Origin of the sequence: Janthinobacterium sp. HH102, from assembly GCF_001758625.2 — a bacterium.
In the GTDB taxonomy this organism is placed as follows: domain Bacteria; phylum Pseudomonadota; class Gammaproteobacteria; order Burkholderiales; family Burkholderiaceae_D; genus Janthinobacterium.
This window is the reverse complement of the sequence record NZ_CP062062.1, coordinates 2,095,773-2,114,244: the sequence shown is the minus strand read 5'-3', so window position 1 is coordinate 2,114,244 and position 18,472 is coordinate 2,095,773. Positions and strand designations below refer to the sequence as shown.

The window sequence follows — 18,472 nt, the reverse complement described above, 5'->3', positions numbered from 1 at the left end:
TTAGTTTCCTTTACCGGCAACGGCGGCGCTGCTGCTGGCCATGGCGGCTGCCGGTACGGCCTTGGCTGCCGTCAATTCCACTTTCTGCCCATCCTTGAAGGTCGAACCGGGCGTGCGCAGCACGGTGTCGCCGCTGGCCAGGCCGCTTTGCACTTCCCACTGGCCCGTGCGCACGTCGCGCGCACCGATGCGCAGTGTGACTTTATGCAAGGCCTTGTCCTTGACTTTCCACGTGTACGTGACGTCGCCGGCCTTCACCAGAGCCGAATCGGGGATCATCAGCGCGCTGACGGTTTCCGTCTCGATGCGCCCTTCCGCGTACAGGCCGGCCACGCGCGGCTGTTGCTTGTCATTGAAATCGACGAGCACGGCCACCTGGCGCGTGACGGCGTTCGCGGCAGGATCGACGCGGCGCACCTTGCCCGCGAAATCCTGGCCGGGATAGCCATTGATGCGGAACAGCACGGGCTGGCCCACCTTGACGACGCCGATCTTGTCGGCCGATACCAGGCCCTCGAGGCGCATGCTGGTCGGATCGATGACCTTGATCAATTCCTTGCCGATTTGCGCCGTATCGCCATTCGATACCTTGCGCTCGCTCACGATGCCGTCGAACGGCGCGCGCACGAGGGTGCGCTGCAGCTGCTGGCGCGCCTGGGCGGCGCGGCTCTTCGCGGCGGACAAATCGCTTTGCGCATTGTTGCGGCGGATTTCCGCGTCTTCCAGCGCCTGCGTCGACGTCATGCCCGAGGCGCGCAGGGTTTTCATGCGCTGGAACATGCGTTCGGACTGCTCCAGCACCTGGCTCGAGGCGCGGCTGGCTTCCTCGGCCGAATTGAGGCTGTCGCGGATGGCCGTTTCGTCCAGGCGCACCAGCACGTCGCCCCGTTTGACGATTTCGCCGTTTTCCTTCATCACCTGGATCACCACGGCCGACACTTCGGCGCGCAAGTCCGCGTTGCGCTCGGGCTGCACGGAGCCGGTGATGACGGGGCCCGATGCCAGCGCATTGCTCTGGATGGTCAGCAAGTCTTCCGGGGACACCAGCAGATTGACGCTAGCGCCCGCCTGTTCCTTGCCATCCTTGCCGCCCTTGCCGGGATCTTTGGACTCTTTGCCACAGGCGGCCAAGGCAGAAGCAATTGCCAGAACAAACAGGGTTTTGCGCAACATGGGTAATTCTCCGGATAGATAGCGCCACGGCCGTCCCGGCGGCCCGGATAGGGCTGCAGGCGATGGCAGGCATATATTTTTATTAAAACCACAAGCGCCAAAGTATCCATGAGCGCATCCGGCCATGTCAATCGGCCGTTTCCTGTAATGCTTTAATCAGTGGATGAAACGTAGTTTTTGCGCCCTGAAACGCAAAACCCCGCCTTGAAGCGGGGTTTTGACTAGAGGAAACGAGTGCTTAGCGGGCAAACACGTAGTTGATCAGGAAACCGATGGCCACGCCCGTGCACAGGCCGCCGGCGATTTCCACCAGGGTATGGCCCATGCGCTCGCGCAAGGTCTTGTGCGCGGGGCTGGCCGCTTCCCCCGCCAGGCGGTTGATGGCGGCCGCCTGCTTGCCCACGTGCTGGCGCAGGCTGTTGGCGTCGATGATGACGATGAAGGCCAGGGTCACGGCCACGCCGAAGGCGGGATGGCCTATGCCTTCGCGCAAGGCGATCAAGGTGGCCATGCTGGACACGACGGCGCTATGGTTGCTGGGAAAGCCGCCATTGCCGACCAGGCCGAACGCCCATTGCCGCGTGCGGACACTGTTGATCAGGAATTTGATCGGTCCGACCAGGATCCAGGTGATCAGGGGCGTGACGAGGTAAGCGATATCCACGGGGTATTCCTTCTTCTATATATGTCGAGAGTGTGCAAGAGACTGCGGCAGCCGGATGGGCGCGCCGCAATTATCGCAGATCGTCCGCGCCAGCAGAACTGTCTGTCGCCGGTCTATAAAACGCCGCCCCGGGCGGCAACTAATATAAAATCATGGCATATACAATAATTGACGTATATCAACACTGAGCGCGGCGCGCACAGCGGCGCGGATAATCAAACGTCTTTCACTTGCAACGGGGTACTCATGCGGCATTTCAGAATTTCCTTTTTAGTCACTTTTATCCTGATGGCGGTGTCGGGCTGGTGGGGTTACAGCCATGGCGGCATGCCCGGCCTGATCAATGCGCTGTGGATCACGGGCGTGCTGGGCGTCATGGAAGTGTCGCTGTCGTTCGACAATGCCGTGGTGAATGCCTCCGTCTTGCGCCACTGGAATGAATTCTGGCAAAAACTGTTCCTCACGGTCGGTATCCTCGTGGCCGTTTTCGGCATGCGGCTGCTGTTCCCACTCGTCATCGTATCCGTCGCCACGGGCCTGGGCCTGGTCGACGTGTGGACCATGGCGACCACGACGCCGGACGTGTATGCCAAGCACCTGACGGACAACCACGCGCAAGTGGCGGCCTTCGGCGGCGCCTTTTTGCTGCTGGTGTTCCTGAACTTCCTGTTCGACGACGAGAAGGAATTGCACTGGCTGGGCTGGGCCGAGGAAAAAGTCAACGCGCTGGGCACGGAAAGCCTGGCCGTCCTGATCACCATGGGCGCCGTGGCCGCCTGCGTGGCGATGGGTCCTGCGCAAGCCAAATACAGCGTGCTCGCCTCGGGCATCGTCGGCATCGCCGTCTACATCGGCGTGAACTGGATCAGCGGCTTGCTGGAAGAAGGCGAGCCGGACTTGCAGGATGACGCAGAAGAAAGCGCCGCGCCAGCCAAGAACGGCAATGGCGACCTGGTAAAAACGGTGGCGCGCGGCAGCATCGGCGGCTTCCTGTACCTGGAAGTGCTGGACGCCTCGTTCAGCTTTGACGGCGTGATCGGCGCGTTCGCCATCACCAACGACGTGGTCATCATCATGCTGGGCCTGGCCATCGGCGCCATGTTCGTGCGCTCGATGACGGTGTACCTCGTGCACAAGGGCACCCTGGACGAATTCGTCTACCTCGAGCACGGCGCCCACTATGCGATCGGCATCCTCGCCTTGATCATGCTGGCGTCCGTCAAGTACCATATTCCGGAGTGGTTCACGGGCCTGTCGGGCGTGGCCTTCATCCTGGTCTCGCTGTGGTCGTCCTTGCGTTACCGCAAACGGCACGCGGCACAAGCTTGAAATCGGGGGTTCCGCCCCCAATTGAGAGAGTGATGGCACGAGCGCCTTGCGCTCATCCCATGAAGGCATGATCAAGTTTAATTATTTAAGGAGCACCACATGGCAATCAGTTTGCAAAAAGGCGGCAACGTCAACCTGAGCAAGGAAGCACCGAACCTGAAGAAGATCATCGTCGGCCTCGGCTGGGATCCTCGTTCGACGGATGGCGCCACCTTCGACCTTGACGGCAGTGCATTCCTCCTGAAAAGCGACGGCAAAGTCCGTGGCGACTCTGACTTCATCTTCTACAACAACCTGAAGTCGACCGACGGCTCCGTCGTGCACACGGGCGACAACACGACCGGTGAAGGCGAAGGCGACGATGAGCGCATCGAAATCGACCTGACCCGCGTACCTGCCGACATCGACCGCATCAGCATCACCGTCACCATTCACGACGCCGACGCGCGCCGCCAGAACTTCGGCATGGTCTCGAAAGCCTTCATCCGCTGCCTGAACGCGGAAGGCGAAAAAGAAATCGCCCGCTACGACCTGTCCGAAGACAGCTCGACGGAAACGGCGATGATCTTTGGCGAAATCTACCGCTACAACGGCGAATGGAAGTTCAAGGCCATCGGCCAGGGCTTCAACGGCGGCCTCGGTCCCCTCGCCCGCTCGTTCGGCGTCAACGCTTAAATTTACGCTCGTTAAACCTGCTGCGCCGCGCATCGAGCGTGCGCGCGACGGTTTTCCGGGGTGAATTGCACTTTTGTCATATCATTACTGCCGCCTGCACAGATCAGGCGGCTTTTTTTTGGAGATTTATCATGCCAGTATTTAGTGTCACGGGCGACGTCGATCCCTTCCTGCACGTCAGCATGAAGCAGGGCGAAACCATCTATTGCGAATCCGATGCGATGGTGATGATGGAAACGGCGCTCGATTTGAAGGGCAAGATGACGGGTGGCCTGGGCAGCGCCATCATGCGCCGCTTCGCCAACGGCGAATCATTCTTCCAGCAGCACATCGAAGCGGTGCGCGGCAGCGGCGACTGTTTGCTCTCGCCCACCCTGCCGGGCGCCATCGAAGTGGTCGACGTGGGCGCGCGCCAGTACCTGCTCAACGACGGCGCCTTTGTCGCCGCCACCTCGGGCACGGAAATGAAAGTGCGCACGCAAAGCATCGGCAACGCCTTGTTCGCCCAGTCGGGCGGCTTCTTCGTCATGGAGACGGCCGGCACGGGACAAGTGGTGGTGTCGGGCTTCGGCTCCATGTTCCAGCTCGACGTCGAGCCGGGCAAGGACGTCGTGATCGACAATTCCCACGTCGTGTGCTGGGACAACAGCCTGAAGTACGAGATTTCCGTGACCACGGGCGGCGGCTCGGGCGGCGGCGGCATCGGCGGCTTCCTCGGCAATATCGTCAACAGCGTGACCAGCGGCGAAGGCATCGTGCTGCGCTTTTCCGGCTCGGGCAAGGTGTTCATCTGCTCGCGCAACCGCGACGCATTCCTCAAGTGGACGGCCAGCGGCAAGGCTGGCTGATTCCCAAACGCCCGCCAAAACCGTCGCGAGCGGATGGGGACGTGGCCGAGAAGCGCAACTGTGCGGAGGCACAGTGAGCATCGCAGGCCGCGTCCACGACGCGCAGCAGGTTTGGGCTGGCGTTTTTCTAAGGCCATGTTAAGTTTTTCTGGCTACACTGCCCGCGCGCGCACCTGCGCGCGGCTTCTCCTATTTCCACCCGGTCCCCGTACATGCAAAGAGTCTGGTTCAACAAAACATTTTCCTCGGTCGGCACGGCGATGCGCCTGATCCGCGAAGCCGATATGGCCGCCACCAGTGGCGCGCCCCGCTATCACATCGTGTGCAGCAATACGAACGCGCATGCGGCCGCCTTTTTGTCGGCGCACGAATACGCGGTCGAACCGTCGGGCCTGACGGGCCACAACTATGTCGAGTGGTGCCTGGAATTTTGCCGCGACCGGGGCATCACGATTTTCTGGCCCGGCAAGGAAGCGGGCCTGATCGGCAGCGCCAGCGCGCGCTTCGCCGCCATCGGCACGCGCGTGCTCAGCGTGGCCAGCGAAGACACCCTGACCCTGATGCATGACAAGGCGCGCTTCTGCGAGGGCCTCGACCTGCCCATGGCGCGCCCGGCCGACTACCGCGCCGTCACCACCATTGAAGAATACGACGCCGCCTACGCCGAACTGCGCCCCCGCTACCCTAAGCTGTGCATCAAACCGTCCGAATCCGTGTATGCCCTGGGCTTTGCCATACTCGATGAAGAACGCACCAGCGCCCAGCTGCTGCTGGCCGGCGCCGCCTACCAGATCAATGCGCAGGAGCTGCGCGCCGGCCTGGCGCAGATGGGTACATTTAAAACCCTGCTGCTGATGGAATACCTCGACGGCCACGAATACAGCGCCGACTGCGTCGCCGACCAGGGCAAGCTCATTTGCGCCGTGCCGCGCAAGAAGCTGCATGGGGGCGGCAGCGGCCAGCTGATCGAACTGCGCGCCGACCTGCTGGCGGCCTGCGACAAACTGGCGCGCGACTACCGGCTCAATGGCGTGTTCAACATCCAGTTCCGCGAAGGGGCGAACGGCCTGGCGCTGCTGGAGATCAATCCGCGCATGTCGGGCGGCATCGGCATGGCCTGCGCGGCCGGCCCCAACCTGCCCTACCTGGCGCTGGCCGGCTTCGACCACGGTTTCGACAAGCTCGCCGTGCCCGCCATCCGCGAGGGCATGCGCGTGGGCGAAGCCGCCTATGCCGTGGAGCTGCCATGAACCTCGTCAAGCAGCAAATGCCCACGGGCGAGCTGACCCTGAAAGTGGACGAGGCGCGCTTTCCGCTGGACTGGCTGATCGGCTTTGCCGCGCGCGCCAACGCCAAACGCGGCTTTTTGTTCCTCTCGAAGGTGCTGGGCAAGCACTGGCCCGTCACGCCGCGCGCCATGCAAGCCATCCACGACGACCTGGCCGCGCAGATTCCCCCCAGCCTGCCCGGCCCCGTCGTCTTCATCGCCATGGCGGAAACGGCCGTCGGCCTGGGCCAGGGCGTGTTCGAAGCGTGGTTGCGCGCCAACCCCGGCTCTTCCTGCAAGGCTCTGTTTTTGCACAGCTCGCGCTACCGCGTGGGCACGGTGCCCTTCTTCGAATTCGAGGAATCGCACAGCCACGCGCCGCGCCAGTTTTTGCATTTGTCGGACGCGGCCAGCGCCCTGTTTTCCACGGCCCGCAGCCTGGTGCTGATCGACGATGAAGCGTCGACCGGCAACACCTTCGCCAACCTGGTGCAAGTGTGCCGCGCGCGCTATCCGCAACTGGAAAAGCTGCACCTGGGCGTGATCACCAACTTCATGGGCCAAGCCGCCAACGCGGGCTTGAGTGAGCGTTTCGGCCTGCCCACGACCATCGGCGCGGCGCTGTCCGGCCACTACGCCTTCCAGGCCGGCGATGCGCCAGCCCCCGTGGCGGCCAGCGCGCAGCGCTTCGAGGCGAATGAAGAACGGGGTGCCAGCCCCGCCTTTGGCCGCATCGGCGTGGGACGCGCCCTGGCGCCGCCGCAGGGCCTGGCGGTGCAGCTGGCGCAGGAAATCGGCGCCGGCGATTCCGTGCTGGTGCTGGGCACGGGCGAATTCATGCACCCGTCGTTTTTGCTGGCGCGCGAACTCGAAGCGCTGGGCAAGAACGTCGTGGTGCAGTCGACCACGCGCTCGCCCATTTTGTCGTGGGGCTCCGTCGGCCATATCGTCCACTGCGACGACAATTACGGCGAAGGCATCGCCAATTACCTGTACAACGTGGCGCCTGGCCAGTACCAGCACGTGTTCATCTGCCATGAAACCCCGACCAGCCCCGCCCTCATGCAACTCGCCGGCCAATTGAACGGCCGCCTGTTCCACTTTCAGTCAGAGACCAAAATTGAAGAAATTCCTGTTTGTTGATCTGGACGACACACTGTTCCAGACCCCGAAAAAATGCCCTGGCGAGACCGATTTGCAAGCGGCCGCCTATCTGAAAAATGGCGACGCCTGCTCGTTTACGACGGCGCGCCAGCGCGCCTTCTTTGAATTCGCGCAAAGCGGCATGACATTGATCCCCGCCACGGCGAGGAATGGCGACGCATTCCGCCGTGTCGACCTGCCGTTTACCAGCTACAGCGTGCTCGATTACGGCGGCATCGTGCTGCAGCCGGGCGGCGCGCTCGACGCTGGCTGGCTGTCCCTGATGCAGAACGACATGCAGACGGCCCTGCCCGGCCTGCGGGACGCCATGCGTATCATCGACGATTTTCAAATCAAGACGGGCATGCCTTCGCGCGCGCGCCTGATCGAGGATTACAACACGCCGTTCTACATTGTCGTAAAGGACCATGAAGCGCGCGGCGAGCGCCTGGCCGACATCGAGGAGCAAGTGCTGCAGCAGTGGATCGCCGGCGAAGGCGCCGACTACTTCATCCACCGCAACGGCAACAACCTGGCCGTGCTGCCGAAAACCTTGAACAAGGCGCGCGCCGTGGCCTACCTGCGCGCGGAACTGGAAGCCGAACATGGCCCCATCGTCAGCTTCGGCATGGGCGACAGCCGTTCGGACGCCCGCTTCATGGCCGCCTGCGACTACGCCATCATCCCCAACGGCACCCAGCTGGCGGCCCTCACGGTGGCGGCGCTATGACCGACAGCACGCTGCATTTCAGCGGCAGCTACCGCCAGGAAGACGTGGAGTTTCTGTTGACGCCGATGGCGCTCGAACCCATCCTCGACCTGGCCGAAAAAGAGCGCTTGATCCAGTCGGGCCAGCGCCATTACAGCGAGATGCTGTCGCCGGAATCCCTGCCTTCGCCCGCCTACCTGGCCCTGTTCCAGAACGCGTTCGCGGCCAACCGCCTGCAGATGGCACGCGACTGCCTGCGCCTGGCCGCCCTGATCGCGGCGCGCCGCACGGGGCCCATCACGCTCGTGTCGCTGGCGCGCGCCGGCACGCCCGTGGGCGTCATCCTCGGGCACTTGCTGCGCCAGGTCTTCCAGCGCGAGTGCAGCCATTATTCCGTCTCCATCATCCGCGACCGCGGCATCGACGCGAACGCCCTGCAGCACATCCTGGCGCAGGGCCATGCGGCCGACTCCCTCGTCTTCGTCGACGGCTGGACGGGCAAGGGCGTGATTTCGCGCGAGCTGCGCCAGACGGTCCACGATTTCAACGCGGCCAATGGCACGGCGATCGATGGCGGCCTGTTCGTGTTGTCCGACCTGGCCGGCACGGCCGCCTGCGCCGCCTCGTCGGGCGACTACCTGATCCCGTCGAGCATCTTGAATGCCACCGTCTCGGGCCTGGTCAGCCGCTCCGTATTGAATGATGCCATCGGCCCGGACGACTTCCATGGCTGCGTGTACTACGCGCAGTTCGAGCAGCACGACCAGTCGCGCGCTTTCGCCGACGGCCTGGTGGCCGACGCCATGGCGATTGCCGCCAGCAGCGGTATCCCGCTGGCCGAAGCGAGCGATGCGCCAGCCATGGCGGCCCGCTCGCAAGCCTACATGGCCGCCGCGCAGCAGCAATACGGCATCAGCGACATCAACCTGATCAAGCCAGGCATCGGCGAAGCGACGCGCGTGCTGCTGCGCCGCGTGCCCGAGCGCCTGATCGTGCGCGACACGAATGCGCCGGACGTGGCACATTTGCTGCTTCTGGCGCAGGAAAAAGCCATACCCGTCATAGTAGAACCGGCGCTGCCTTACCAGGCGGTCGCCCTTATCAGGAGCGCAGTCGATGGATAACAACTCCCTACACCCGCAAAGCGAACATAAAGCGGCGCTGGGCGCCTCCATGTATGTGCCGACCACGCACAAGGACTTGCTGGCGATCGCCAATGGCGACAAATTCAGCCATTTGCGTTCGGTCATCCTGTGCACCGAAGACGCCATCGCCGAACGCGACCTCAGTTACGCGCTGTTCAACCTGTCGCTGGCGCTGCAAAACATGGCCGACGAATCGGATACCTTGCGCTTCGTGCGCGTGCGTAATCTCGAGGTGCTGGCGCGCGTGCTGGCCATGCCGGGCGCCGACAAATTGAGCGGCTTCGTGCTGCCGAAATCCACGCGCCACAATTTCGCCACGTATTTCGAGCTGGTGCGCCACACGCATCATTTGCTGATGCCGACCCTGGAAACGGCGGAAGTGTTCGACGACGAGGAAATGAAGCAGTTCCGCATCCTCCTGTCGGCGCCGGAAGTGCGGCGCCGCATCCTGGCCCTGCGCATCGGCGGCAACGATTTATTGGCCCTGCTGGGCCTGCGCCGCCCCACCAGCGGCACCATCTATCAAACGCCGCTGGGCCAGGTCATCGGCCGCCTGGTGACGATCTTCAAGCCGCACGGCTTCCAGCTGACGGCGCCCGTCTTCGAGCACCTGTCGCAGGGCAGCTGGCTCGATGCCGAAGTGGCGCAGGACATGGCGCACGGCATGATCGCCAAGACGGCCATCCACCCGGACCAGGTGCCGCAGATCGAGCGCCATTACCAGGTGGCGCAGTCGGACATCGAACTGGCGCTGCGCATCATCGACCCCGACAGCCCGGCCGTGTTCCGCATGCAGGAATCGATGTGCGAAGTGGCCACGCACAGCAGCTGGGCGCTGCGCATCATCGAGCAGGCGCGCCTGTTCGGCATCCGCCATGCGGCCGACAACGCCGCCGCGCACCAGGCGAATACCTCATTGACTCAACTCTCAAGCGACGAAGGGATTGCACGACCATGACCAATTTCACACGCGGACAAAAAGGCAAACTGGCTGACCTGGGCTTGAACGGCCCGTTTGCCGTCACGCTCGATATCGTTTCGGGCTCGATGGAAGTGGACGTCAGCTGCTTCGGCGTCGATGCGGCCGGCAAGCTGTCGGACGACCGCTACATGGTGTTCTACAACCAGAAAAGCGCGCCGGACAACGCCGTCACGGTGGAGCTGAACGGTCCCCGCTCCACCTTCCAGGTCGACCTTTCCCGCCTGCCCGCCTCGATCGACAAGCTGGTCTTCACGGCCGCGACGGAACAGGGCAGCATGCGCGCGCTGGGCAACTCCAGCATGGCACTGGGCCAGGCCGCCACGTTTGCCTTCACGGGCAATGACTTCCAGGATGAGAAAGCCGTCATTATCGGCGAACTGTATCGCCGCGACGGCAGCTGGCGCTTCGGCGCCGTGGGCCAGGGTTTCGCGGGCGGCCTGGCGGCGCTGCTGAAGCACTTCGGCGGCAGCGAGGCAGCGCAATCCTCTCCGTCGCCGGCTCCCGTGCCTGCGCCGGCGCCAGCGGCCCCGCCAGCGGCGAATAAAATCTCGCTCTCAAAAATTCGCCTGGAAAAGCGCGGCGACAAGATCTCGCTCGACAAGCGCGACAGCGGCGGCTATGGCCGCATCCGGGTCAATCTGAACTGGAACCAGAACGCGTCGCAAGGCCAGGCGCCCGCCTCGAAACTGGACACGGGCTTCCTCGGCAAGCTGTTCAACAAGCCGGCCGGCCGTTCGGGCGGCATCGACCTCGACATCGGCTGCCTGTTCGAGATGAGCAATGGCGCCAAGAGCGCCGTGCAGGCGCTGGGCAACAGCTGGGGCGCGTATGACAGGCCACCGTACATCCACCTGGAAGGCGACGACCGCACGGGCAGCGTCAGCAGCGGTGAAAACATCTTCATCAACGGCACCCATTTCGACCAGATCAAGCGCGTGCTCGTGTACGCGTTCATCTACGAAGGCGTGCCGAACTGGGCCGCCACGGATGGCGTCGTGACGATCGAAATTCCCGGCCAGCCGACCGTGGAAGTACGCCTCGACACAGACAGCCCGCACGCCATGTGCGCCATCGCCATGCTGGAAAACCACGGCGGCAACCTGCAGGTGACAAAATTGGTGGAATACTTCGGCGGCCAAGGTAAAATCACGGCGCACCAGGCCATGGACGAGCGATACAATTTTGGCCTGAACTGGAAAGCCGGCCGCAAAGACTGAGGGAACGCTTAAAAAAGTCCATGGCGGCGTTGCATTGCCTTGCCGTACTAGTCGTACTGTCTTCGGCAATGCGCCTTGCCCTGAACATTTTTAAGCATCCCCATTTTTTACCTAGATAACCCTACCATGACCCCTACGACCAAAAAAGTCACCTTCGCCTTCGCCATCTTCCTCGTAGCCGGCTTCCTGCTGCTGGCCGCCTACACGTGGATGGCCCTCAGCTTCTCGTACTCGGAAGGCGAACGGGCGGGTTACCTGCAAAAGTTTTCCAAGCGGGGCTGGATTTGCAAGACCTGGGAGGGTGAATTGCTGCTGACGGCGCTGCCGGGTACCATCCCGGAAAAATTCCAGTTCAGCGTGCGCGACGAGGAAGTGGCGAAGCAGCTGTCGGCCGCCGCCGGCAAGCGCATCCTCGTCACCTACAGCCAGCACAAGGGCGTGCCCACGCAATGCTTCGGCGAGACGGAATATTTTGCCGATAAAGTCGTCCTGAGTCAGTAATACCGACAGCAATACCACCGCAAGTCCAGCAACTTCAGCAGCATCGCGCCGGCCAGCCATACTCGCGCCGGCGCCCCCTTCCTCCGCTCCCGCCGCCGGCCCGCTCCAGCAAGCAATGCATGGCGCGCCTCACACATTCTCACTTTCTTATACACTCGCAATTAGTTCTGACTGGAACTGTTCATTGCTGTAGTAAAAACACACAATGCTTGCGCTAGCGCAACACGTTCAGCCAGCCCACCATTAGCGTGTATCACCACTATCGGAAATACCATGCGCATATGCCCCGCCGCCCTGGCCTTGCTGGCCGCCTCTCTCGCCCTGTCCGCCCAGGCACAGGATATCTCCGGCATGGCCGGCGCCCTGAAAGTGAACTCGACCAACGAGCGTACCTTTGTCGCGGCCATCAGCTACACCCAGCCGGTGGGCGACTACAGCGCCGTCAGCCTGTCGTACATCAATGAAGGCCACCCGCAAGACCATCACCGCGACGGCATGGCGGGCCAGGTCTGGCTGCGCACGAAAAAAGTGGAGCAGGGCCTGATGCTGGGCGCCGGCGCGGGCCGCTACTTTTTCTTCGACACGGCCAAGACCGACGACGGCCTGCACAACTTCGACAATGACCACGGCTGGGGCTCCATCGTCAGCCTGCAGGCGCGCTGGCAGTTCGACAACCGCTGGTATGCGCAAGCGCAGCTCAACCGCATCAAGCCCAGCGGCAAGGACAACACCACGCACCTGCTGATCGGCGCCGGCTACCGCTATGACGGCGTGCCGGGTGCCAAGCTGCACTTGCAGAACTGGGCGCACGACGACACCTTGACCTTATCGACCGGCCACACCATCGTCAACAGCTTGCGCTCGGAGTCCTCGCGCCCGTTCACCTTGGAATACCGGCGCGCGGCGGGAAAATACGTGGACTGGACGGTCACCGCCCTCGACGAAGGCAACACCGACCTGGCGCACCGGCGCGGTATCGCCGCCCAGCTGTGGCTGATCCGCTCACTGAATGAAAAGGTGGAATTCGGCATGGGCGGCGGGCCCTACGTGGCGTGGGACGGCCGAGACACACAGGGCCACAGCACGCGCCTGACGGGCTTGCTGTCGGCCGTGGCCCGCTACCACGTCGACCGCCGCTGGGTGACGCACGTGGCGTGGAACCGGGTCATCACCGATTATCACCGCGATGCGGATGTCATTTTGGTGGGGGTAGGACGCAAGTTCTGATGGAAAAACGTAAAAAATCCTGCTCTTCCGCTAAAGTAACGATACCGAACAAAACCGTAGCGAGCGGCAGTGATTTGTGGCTGAGAAGCGCAACCGTACTTCCAGTACGGTGAGCATCGCCAGCCGCAAAGCGCGCCGCGCAGTAGGTTTGGTTCGGTATCCTGCCTAGCGCGAGCGCCAGACTGCACCGGCCGACTCGTTAGGCTGCGTCAGCCGCTCGATCACTTCGCGCGTCAGACTGGCCGAGCTGACCTGTTCGGCTTTCGCGCGGGCGGCGGTCAATGAACTGGAAAACGCGCTTTGCGGCTGCTCCAGGCTGGCGCGCAGGGCGGCCAGTTCGCGCTCCTGCTGCTGCGCGCGGGCCGTATCGCGTTCCAGCAACTGCTGTTTGGCAGCCGCCATCGCGCGCGTCGTCTCGGCCGCCTTGCGCTGCAGGGCGGCATGGGCTTGCGCGCTGGCCAGCAAGGCTTGCTGCGCGTCGAGTTTCTCGCTGGCGGCCTGCTGCGCCGCCAGTTCCAGCTGCTCGCGCTGGCGCACGGCTTCCAGCGCCTGCTGTTCCATGGCGGCGCGCGCTTCGGCTGCCGCCGTCGCCTGTTTTTCCGCTTCCAGGCGGCCGGCGATCGCTTGCGAGGCACGCTCTTCGGCGCTGCTGGTCTGACGCTGCTGCACCAGTTTTTGCGCGATCAGCGCCAGCGACTCGCGTTCGGCCGCGACGAAATCGCGCTCGGACGCCAGCAGCGCTTCGGCAGCTTGCGCCTTGTCTTCCTCCACGCGGGCGCGCTCGCTATGCACTTGTCCCAGTTCCACGGCCAGGCGCGCCTGCACCTGCACGGCTTGCGCGGCAGCGGCCTTTTTTTCGCCCTCGACCAGCGCCTGGTCCATCAGGATACGGATGGCATCGGCTTCCTTTTGCGCCGCCTCCCGCAAAGCCTGTTCGGCCGCCTGCTGGCCGCGCAGCAGTTCCGCTTGCGCCGCTTCGGCGGCCGTGCGTTCCTGCGCCGCGTGGCACGCCAGCGCTTCCGCTTCCAGTTTTTCTTTCAAGGCGGCGATGGCGGCCTGTTCGGCGGCCAGGCGTTCCTGCTCCGCCTGCAGCAGCTGCTCTGCCTGGCGGGCTTTTTCCTGCGCCAGTTGCGCTGCCTGTTCCTGCGCAGCCAGTGTCGCCTTGCCGGCATCGACCTCGGCCTGCTCGGCTTCATTCTGGCTGGCGGCCAGTTCTGCCGCCTGGCGCGCCAGTTCGGCGCGTTCCTGCGCCAGACTGGCGGCGCGCTGCTGCTCTTCCAGTTCGCGGGCCGCTGCCACGGCCGCTGCCTGCTCGGCCACTTCGCGGGCCTTGGTTTCTTCAAGGGCCGCCGTTTCCGCTTCCAGCTTGGCGTGGCCGGCGATTTCCGCATCCTGTTCGGCGGTCACGCGGGCAAGCGCCACGGCGCGCAGCTGGCGGTCCACCTCGATGCGCGCCTCGGTGGCGGCCAGGATGCGCACATCGGCGTCGCGGCGCGCCTGCGCGCTGGCCACGGCGACCATTTCCAGGCGCTCGCGGTGGATGGCCGCGTCGCGCAATTCCTTTTCCGTCTGCAGGCGCAAACGCAGCGACTGCGCCGCATGGCGTTCCGATTCCGCCTGCGCCAGCGCGATGGCTTCGCGTTCCTGCTCCAGGTGCGCCAGCGCGCGCGCTTCTTCCAGGGCGCGCACTTCGGCGGCAGCGCGGTTGAAGGCCGATTCCAGCGCGATCTGGTCGGCGCGCTCGCGCTGCACCGTCAGATCCAGCGCTTCGCTTTCCGCTTCGGCCAGCATCTGCGCCGTCTGGCGCGCACCGTGCGCATGGCGCTCGCGTTCACGGGCCAGCACGGCGACACGGGCGTCCGCCGAAGCGATGCCCACCATTTCTTCCTTGGCCGCCTGCACGGCGGCGACGCGCTCGACGGCCTGCAAGCGCGCCTGCTCCGTCTGCACCTGCAATTCCTCGGCGGCGCGGGCTGCCTGCTCGGCCAGTTCCGACTGCACCGCCACCTGCTCGCTGGCGCGCAAGCGGCTTTCCTGCTCGGCGCGGGCGCGCTGTTCCGCGGCCAGACGGATGGCATTATCCGATTCCACGCGGGCGCGCAGTTCGGCCGTCTCTTGCTTGACGGCTTCCAGGCGGGCCACGCTGGCCTGCGCGGCGGCGCGCATGGTGTCGAGACGTTCGCGGTTGGCGGCGATCGCTTCCTCGGCTGCCTGCGCATTTTGCTGCGCGGCGGCGGCGGCGGCCGCGTCGATGGCGGCGCGGTCCTCGGCCAGTGAGCGCACGCGCGCCTCGGCCAGGGCCCGGCTTTCGGCGGCGCAGGTGGCCTTCGCTTCCGCTTCCACGCGGGCAATCGCCTCGTGGATGGCTTTCAATTCCATTTTCTGGCGTTCGGCGGCGGGCGCCTTGGCATCGGCTTCGGCTGCCGGCTCGGTCTGCAATTCGGCTTGCGGGTCGGGCGCGATGGCGACAGCCGGCGCCTCGGCCTTGCGCTCCAGGTCCTTGAAATCATGCAGCGAAACGATGCTGTCCTGGTCGAACTCGTCGTCGGCGGAATACGCGACGGTGAGGGAGGCGGCCTGGCGCTGATTTTGCTGTGCTTGCATGATTTCTCGCTTATTCGGGTGAATTCCGTTGCTTATGGGAATTTATTACCACCATTATCGAACAGGCATGCACAAATCAGCGCGGCAAGAAGAAGGACGTTTACCGCCCTTTTCCCACGTTTAGGTCAAATGGGCCACAACGGCGCTTCGTCCATCAAGGCCACCTGTTCGCGCAATTCCAGGATGCGGTCCTGCCAATAGCGCTGCGTGTTGAACCACGGGAAGGCGACGGGGAAGGCGGGATCGTCCCAGCGGCGCGCCAGCCAGGCCGAATAATGGATCAGGCGCAGGGTGCGCAGCGCTTCGACCAGGTACAGCTGGCGCGGGTCGAAATCGCAGAAATCTTCGTAGCCGGCCAGGATGTCGCTCATCTGGCGCACCTGGTCGCCGCGTTCGCCCGACAGCATCATCCACAGGTCCTGGATGGCCGGGCCCATGCGGCTATCGTCGAAATCGACGAAATGGGGGCCGGCGTCCGTCCACAGCACGTTGCCGCCATGGCAATCGCCATGCGTGCGCAGCACGGCCACGTCGCCCGCGCGGTCATAGCAGCGCTTGACGCCGTCGAGCGCCTGCTGCGCCACGCTGGAATACGCGGCCAGCAGCTCGGGCGGCAGGAAGTTACCCTCCAGCAAGAACTCGCGCGGTTCGACGCCAAACGTCTGGTGATCGAGCGCCGGGCGTTCCTTGTACGTGGACAGCGCGCCGACGGCGTGGATGCGGCCAATGAAGCGCCCTATCCATTCCAGGGTGGCCGGGTCGTCCAGCTCTGGCGCGCGGCCGCCGTGGCGGGGGAAGACGGCAAAGCGGAAGCCCTGGTACTGGTGCAGGGTGCTGCCGTTGATCGCCAGCGCGGGAACGACTTGAATTTCGCGCTCGACCAGCTCGGACACGAACGCGTGTTCTTCCAGGATGGCCGCATCGCTCCAGCGCGCGGGGCGGTAAAACTTGGCCACCAGGGGCGCGCTGTCCTCGATGCCCACCTGGTAGACGCGGTTTTCATAGCTGTTCAGCGCCAGCAGGCGGCCATCGCCGCGCAAGCCCACGCTGTCGAGGGCGTCGAGCACGCAATCGGGGCTCAGGGCGGAAAAGGGATGGACGGGCCGGTCGTCCTCGTGCGGCTGGTTTTCATTGTGCATAAGCGACATTGTAAGGCGCGCGCGCGCCGCCGGTGCAAACACTTCGGTGATGAAGCGCCGCAAGGCGTATACTGGCGCCTTACATTTCATCAAAGAGCAAGCCATGTCACTCGAACAGCCATTATCAGAAAAAGAATTTGACGAATTAGACCAATTCCTGTTGTCGGACCGGTGCTCCGAAGACGCCATGACCATGGATATGCTGCACGGCTATCTGACGGCCGTCGCCATCGGTCCGGAACCGATCATGCCGGCCGAGTGGTTGCCGCGCGTGTGGGGCGAAGATGCCGAAGATGCGCCGAAATTCAAGAACAGCAAGGAAGAAGAGCGCATCGTCAACCTGATCATGCGCTTCATGAACGAAGTGCTGGTGACGTTTGAAGTGGCACCCAAGGAATTCGAAGCCCTGTTCGTCGAACACGACTACGAAGGCCAGACCCTGATCGACGCCGAAGCATGGTGCTGGGGCTTCTGGGACGGCATGGAACTGCGTCCCGGTTCGTGGAACGAAATCTGGGATTCCGAAGTGGCCGCGCTGATGCAGCCGATCTACCTGCTGGGCGCCGACGAAATCAAGGAAGAAGAGCTGAAACTGGTGGAAGACCCGGTCAAGGCGCACAAGCTGGCGCAGGAACTGGAAGCGAACCTGCCGGCCATCCACCGTTTCTGGGTCCCGCGCCGCAAGGCTCCGGTGCAAACCCTGAAGCGCGAAGAGCCGAAAGTGGGCCGCAACGACGACTGCCCTTGCGGCAGCGGCAAGAAGTACAAGAAATGCTGCGGCGCCGAGCCGGCAGCCGAGTAATACCGCAATAGCATCCCCTCTGCGCCGGCGTCCTGCCGGCGCAGCGCTGGCGCTGCCCCCCGGGCTATAATCGCCGCATGAAACTCCCAGACCTGAATCTGCTAGTCGCCCTCGACATCCTGCTCGAGGAAGGCAGCGCCGTGGCCGCCGCGCGGCGCATGAACCTGAGCGCGCCGGCCATGAGCCGCACCCTGGCGCGCATCCGCGACGCCATCGGCGACCCCGTCTTCGTGCGCTCCGGGCGCGGCCTGGCGCCGACGCCGCGCGCGCTGGAACTGCGCGAGCAGGTGCGCGGCGTGGTGGAGCAGGCGCACGCCGTCTTCACGTCCGGCCGTGAAATCGACCTGCGCACCCTGGAACGCACCTTCAGCCTGTGCGCCAACGACGTATTTGTCGGTTCCTACGGTGGCAAGCTGCGCGACCTGCTGGCCAGCCATGCGCCGAACACGGTGCTGCGCTTCGTGCCCGAAGGCGATGGCGCCACGGAAAACGACGCCCTGCACGCGGGCCGCATCGACCTATACATCAGCGCGCGACGCGCCTTTGCGCCCGACATCAAGCTGCAACAGCTGTTTAGCAGCGGCTTTGTCGGCATCGCCCGCAGCGACCACCCGATCTTCGACGGCCCCATGAACCTGGACAGCTTCACCGAGTACGAACATATCAGCGTGTCGCGGCGCGGCCTGGCGCGCGGCCCGTTCGACACGGCCCTGGCCGAGCGGGGCTACACACGCCGCGTCTCGCTGATCAGCCCCAACTTCCAGTCCGCCATCTTCGCCGTGGCCGATTCGCGCCTGCTGCTGCCCCTGATGCCCACGCCCCTGCTGCCCATCGTCGAGCGGCTGGGATTGAAGCTGCGCACCTTCGCGCTGCCCATTCCCGTCGACAACGTCGACGTGTTCCAGGCCTGGCATCCGCGCCTCGATCACGACCATGCGCACCGCTGGCTGCGGCGGATGATCAAGGAGCTGTGCGGCAGCGCGCCGCCAGACGAATGAATCATTGCGCCAGACGCAATCGAGACTTCATCAATTATCAATTTTCACA

The 18,472-nt window shown here is 64.0% G+C and carries 17 protein-coding genes; 13 read left to right on the top strand and 4 right to left on the bottom strand.

Annotated features, from left to right (window positions below):
* Together JAB4_RS09625 and JAB4_RS09620 are read right to left on the bottom strand one after the other, a co-directional pair.
* The gene (locus JAB4_RS09625; RefSeq protein ID WP_070224701.1) at nt 1–1,173 is read right to left on the bottom strand and encodes an efflux RND transporter periplasmic adaptor subunit; all 1,173 of its coding nucleotides are present in this window, start codon (nt 1,171–1,173) and stop codon (nt 1–3) included.
* Nucleotides 1,174–1,411: 238 nt separating this feature from the next.
* Complete coding sequence (locus JAB4_RS09620) at nt 1,412–1,837, bottom strand: divergent PAP2 family protein (RefSeq protein WP_070224702.1); 426 nt, start codon at nt 1,835–1,837, stop codon at nt 1,412–1,414.
* Nucleotides 1,838–2,083: 246 nt separating this feature from the next.
* On the opposite strand from JAB4_RS09620, the gene JAB4_RS09615 reads away from it, so the two are divergent.
* The 11 genes from JAB4_RS09615 (at nt 2,084) to JAB4_RS09565 (ending at nt 12,880) form a co-directional block, all read left to right on the top strand.
* Nucleotides 2,084–3,166 carry a DUF475 domain-containing protein gene (locus tag JAB4_RS09615; protein ID WP_070224703.1) on the top strand — a complete coding sequence of 361 codons (1,083 nt, stop codon included), beginning with the start codon at nt 2,084–2,086 and terminating at the stop codon, nt 3,164–3,166.
* 99 nt (nt 3,167–3,265) lie between these two features.
* A complete protein-coding gene (locus JAB4_RS09610) occupies nt 3,266–3,841 on the top strand; it encodes a TerD family protein (protein WP_046682304.1) in 576 nt (191 codons plus the stop codon).
* Nucleotides 3,842–3,972: 131 nt separating this feature from the next.
* Nucleotides 3,973–4,689: a TIGR00266 family protein gene (locus tag JAB4_RS09605; protein ID WP_070224704.1), complete on the top strand. Its 717-nt coding sequence runs from the start codon at nt 3,973–3,975 to the stop codon at nt 4,687–4,689.
* 212 nt (nt 4,690–4,901) lie between these two features.
* Nucleotides 4,902–5,939 (top strand): ATP-grasp domain-containing protein, encoded by a 1,038-nt coding sequence (locus JAB4_RS09600; RefSeq protein ID WP_070224705.1) that lies wholly within the window; start codon nt 4,902–4,904, stop codon nt 5,937–5,939.
* A complete protein-coding gene (locus tag JAB4_RS09595) occupies nt 5,936–7,099 on the top strand; it encodes a phosphoribosyltransferase domain-containing protein (protein ID WP_070224706.1) in 1,164 nt (387 codons plus the stop codon). The genes JAB4_RS09600 and JAB4_RS09595 overlap by 4 nt, the downstream gene beginning before the upstream one ends.
* Nucleotides 7,077–7,829: an HAD family hydrolase gene (locus JAB4_RS09590; protein ID WP_070224707.1), complete on the top strand. Its 753-nt coding sequence runs from the start codon at nt 7,077–7,079 to the stop codon at nt 7,827–7,829. The genes JAB4_RS09595 and JAB4_RS09590 overlap by 23 nt, the downstream gene beginning before the upstream one ends.
* Entirely contained in the window at nt 7,826–8,932 is a 1,107-nt protein-coding gene (locus JAB4_RS09585) for a cysteine protease StiP family protein (RefSeq protein WP_070224708.1), read from the top strand. The genes JAB4_RS09590 and JAB4_RS09585 overlap by 4 nt, the downstream gene beginning before the upstream one ends.
* Nucleotides 8,925–9,911, top strand: coding sequence for an HpcH/HpaI aldolase/citrate lyase family protein (locus tag JAB4_RS09580; protein ID WP_070224709.1), 987 nt, complete (start codon nt 8,925–8,927; stop codon nt 9,909–9,911). The genes JAB4_RS09585 and JAB4_RS09580 overlap by 8 nt, the downstream gene beginning before the upstream one ends.
* On the top strand, nt 9,908–11,152 hold the full coding sequence (locus tag JAB4_RS09575; RefSeq protein ID WP_070224710.1) for a TerD family protein: 1,245 nt from the start codon (nt 9,908–9,910) through the stop codon (nt 11,150–11,152). Before JAB4_RS09580 ends, JAB4_RS09575 begins: the two co-directional genes overlap by 4 nt.
* 126 nt (nt 11,153–11,278) lie before the next feature.
* Nucleotides 11,279–11,653 (top strand): hypothetical protein, encoded by a 375-nt coding sequence (locus JAB4_RS09570; RefSeq protein ID WP_070224711.1) that lies wholly within the window; start codon nt 11,279–11,281, stop codon nt 11,651–11,653.
* A gap of 273 nt (nt 11,654–11,926) precedes the next feature.
* Nucleotides 11,927–12,880, top strand: a complete 954-nt coding sequence (locus JAB4_RS09565) for a hypothetical protein (RefSeq protein ID WP_070224712.1) — start codon at nt 11,927–11,929, stop codon at nt 12,878–12,880.
* Nucleotides 12,881–13,045: 165 nt separating this feature from the next.
* On the opposite strand, the gene JAB4_RS09560 is transcribed toward JAB4_RS09565, so the two are convergent.
* Together JAB4_RS09560 and JAB4_RS09555 are read right to left on the bottom strand one after the other, a co-directional pair.
* Complete coding sequence (locus JAB4_RS09560; protein WP_070300401.1) at nt 13,046–15,484, bottom strand: hypothetical protein; 2,439 nt, start codon at nt 15,482–15,484, stop codon at nt 13,046–13,048.
* Nucleotides 15,485–15,609: 125 nt separating this feature from the next.
* Entirely contained in the window at nt 15,610–16,623 is a 1,014-nt protein-coding gene (locus JAB4_RS09555) for a serine/threonine protein kinase (protein WP_121670981.1), read from the bottom strand.
* Between the two features lie 103 nt (nt 16,624–16,726).
* Between JAB4_RS09555 and JAB4_RS09550 the strand changes: the two genes are divergently transcribed.
* A complete protein-coding gene (locus JAB4_RS09550; RefSeq protein ID WP_070220116.1) occupies nt 16,727–17,425 on the top strand; it encodes a UPF0149 family protein in 699 nt (232 codons plus the stop codon).
* A gap of 77 nt (nt 17,426–17,502) precedes the next feature.
* Complete coding sequence (locus JAB4_RS09545) at nt 17,503–18,423, top strand: LysR family transcriptional regulator (protein ID WP_070220108.1); 921 nt, start codon at nt 17,503–17,505, stop codon at nt 18,421–18,423.
* Nucleotides 18,424–18,472 lie beyond the last annotated feature (49 nt).

Coding starts and splice junctions, on each gene's coding strand:
- JAB4_RS09625 (WP_070224701.1), bottom strand. CDS start 1,173: ATGTTGCGCAAAACCCTGTTTGTTCTGGCAATTGCTTCTGCCTTGGCC.
- JAB4_RS09615 (WP_070224703.1), top strand. CDS start 2,084: ATGCGGCATTTCAGAATTTCCTTTTTAGTCACTTTTATCCTGATGGCG.
- JAB4_RS09610 (WP_046682304.1), top strand. CDS start 3,266: ATGGCAATCAGTTTGCAAAAAGGCGGCAACGTCAACCTGAGCAAGGAA.
- JAB4_RS09605 (WP_070224704.1), top strand. CDS start 3,973: ATGCCAGTATTTAGTGTCACGGGCGACGTCGATCCCTTCCTGCACGTC.
- JAB4_RS09600 (WP_070224705.1), top strand. CDS start 4,902: ATGCAAAGAGTCTGGTTCAACAAAACATTTTCCTCGGTCGGCACGGCG.
- JAB4_RS09595 (WP_070224706.1), top strand. CDS start 5,936: ATGAACCTCGTCAAGCAGCAAATGCCCACGGGCGAGCTGACCCTGAAA.
- JAB4_RS09585 (WP_070224708.1), top strand. CDS start 7,826: ATGACCGACAGCACGCTGCATTTCAGCGGCAGCTACCGCCAGGAAGAC.
- JAB4_RS09580 (WP_070224709.1), top strand. CDS start 8,925: ATGGATAACAACTCCCTACACCCGCAAAGCGAACATAAAGCGGCGCTG.
- JAB4_RS09575 (WP_070224710.1), top strand. CDS start 9,908: ATGACCAATTTCACACGCGGACAAAAAGGCAAACTGGCTGACCTGGGC.
- JAB4_RS09570 (WP_070224711.1), top strand. CDS start 11,279: ATGACCCCTACGACCAAAAAAGTCACCTTCGCCTTCGCCATCTTCCTC.
- JAB4_RS09565 (WP_070224712.1), top strand. CDS start 11,927: ATGCGCATATGCCCCGCCGCCCTGGCCTTGCTGGCCGCCTCTCTCGCC.
- JAB4_RS09560 (WP_070300401.1), bottom strand. CDS start 15,484: ATGCAAGCACAGCAAAATCAGCGCCAGGCCGCCTCCCTCACCGTCGCG.
- JAB4_RS09555 (WP_121670981.1), bottom strand. CDS start 16,623: ATGCACAATGAAAACCAGCCGCACGAGGACGACCGGCCCGTCCATCCC.
- JAB4_RS09550 (WP_070220116.1), top strand. CDS start 16,727: ATGTCACTCGAACAGCCATTATCAGAAAAAGAATTTGACGAATTAGAC.
- JAB4_RS09545 (WP_070220108.1), top strand. CDS start 17,503: ATGAAACTCCCAGACCTGAATCTGCTAGTCGCCCTCGACATCCTGCTC.